Origin of the sequence: Devosia sp. (genome assembly GCF_017307565.1) — a bacterium.
In the GTDB taxonomy this organism is placed as follows: Bacteria; Pseudomonadota; Alphaproteobacteria; order Rhizobiales; family Devosiaceae; genus Devosia.
In genome coordinates this window covers 6,223-7,767 of sequence record NZ_JAFKHD010000511.1, presented here as the reverse complement: position 1 = coordinate 7,767, position 1,545 = coordinate 6,223, and the positions used below count along the sequence as shown (strand labels likewise).

Below are 1,545 nucleotides of genomic sequence, written 5' to 3'. Positions count from 1 at the left end.
GACGTCCTATTGGCCCATGGTCTGGCCATCGCCGGAACTGGCAACGCTCACCATCGACACGGCAAACAGCACCCTGTCCCTGCCGGTGCGCAAAGCCGATACGGCAGAAGTCCAACTGCCGTCGCCGGCCCACGGTCCGGCAACGCCGATCACCCAGCTCGATCCGGGCACGGTGCGCCGCTATTCCAGCCAGGACCACGTTGCCGGAACCACGACCTATGTCACCGAAGGCATTGGCGGTCTTTTTGGCGAAGGTATTCTGCGCTTCGACGATATCGGCACCGAACTGAGCCACAGCCTCAAGCGCGAGCTGACCATTGCCGACAACGATCCGACCTCGGCCGAGTATGTGCTTACACAGAGCTATGAGATGGGCCGGGATGGCTGGCGCATCCGTATCGACAGCGTCACAAGGATGCGTTCCGACCGCGACACTTTCTACCTGACCGGCGAGCTGTCGGTGGAAGAGAATGGGCTGTTGCGGGCCGAGCGGAACTGGGACCAGTCCTTCCCGCGCGACCTGATGTAACAAGCTGCGATAGTGGCGGCCCCTCCCCGGGCCGCCACTATCACACGCGCCAGGGCTAGCCGCTGAGGCTGCCGACGATATTTATGGCGAATGCAAAAATACCCAGGTTGAACAGGAAGGCTGCGGCGCCGTGCGCGAGTGCAACGCGGCGCATATGCGGGCCTTCGATGACCACGTCCGAGGTCTGGAAGGTCATTCCCAGGGTAAAACTGAAATACAGAAAGTCCCAATAGTCGGGCATGCGGTCGCCGGGGAACTGTAGCCCGCCCAGATCCTTGCCGTGCCGTTGCTGATAAAAGATATGCGCGTAGTGCAGCGCAAAGATCGTATTGGAAAATATCCAGGCAAGCACCAGGGATGCCAGGATCAGCGGGACTTCGAGCCAGCGCGTGTCCGGGCGCGCCACGAGTGTGCCGATGGCCACCAGCACTACGGCCAGAACCAGAACCGTGATGGACAGAAGCCCTGCGCGGTTGGCGTCATTGCCGGCAGATGTGGTGCGCATGGCGGCGGTGTCGTCGTTCAACAGCGGTACGGCCGAGGCGAGAAAGATCAGCGTCGCGAGATTGAAACTGCCCAGCACGGCGATCTGCAACTCAATGCCTGCGGACATACCCAGCAGCAGCAGGACGAGAAAGCTGGAGGCAAAAAGAACGAAGCGCGGCGGCGCAACGTGACGGCCAAGGACCTTGGCGATACGGGCGCGCATGTGAACCTTTCTTTGTCACGCTTGTGCCGGGACGGGCGTCATTTGCACGCCCGAACCAGCGTTCGGCGCGACCAGCATGCCACTGCTCGCCACGCATTGGAATATCCTGCGAAAGCGCCACCGGACGCCGTTTTAACCGGCTGTTAGGGTTAATGATTTATTGCTCGGGCCACTGGGATAGTCATCCCTGCCGGAGTTGAGCCCTTGTTTCGTGTCGTTCCCATGAGCCGATCCTGGCGCAGCCTGCTCCTGGCTGGTGCAGCGGTGCTCAAGCTTTCGGCCTGCGCCTCCAATCGGGGCCAGCTGG

General features: G+C 61.5%; 1 protein-coding gene and 1 pseudogene. One reads left to right on the top strand and one right to left on the bottom strand.

Going from position 1 to position 1,545, the window contains the following annotated elements; translation table 11 throughout:
• Positions 1-529: pseudogene (locus J0I64_RS22220) on the top strand (peptidase S15); the annotation flags it as partial.
• Between the two features lie 55 nt (positions 530-584).
• Here the strand turns inward: J0I64_RS22220 and J0I64_RS22215 are convergent.
• Entirely contained in the window at positions 585-1,238 is a 654-nt protein-coding gene (locus J0I64_RS22215; RefSeq protein ID WP_291412416.1) for a DUF1345 domain-containing protein, read from the bottom strand.
• Between the last annotated feature and the right edge of the window lie 307 nt (positions 1,239-1,545).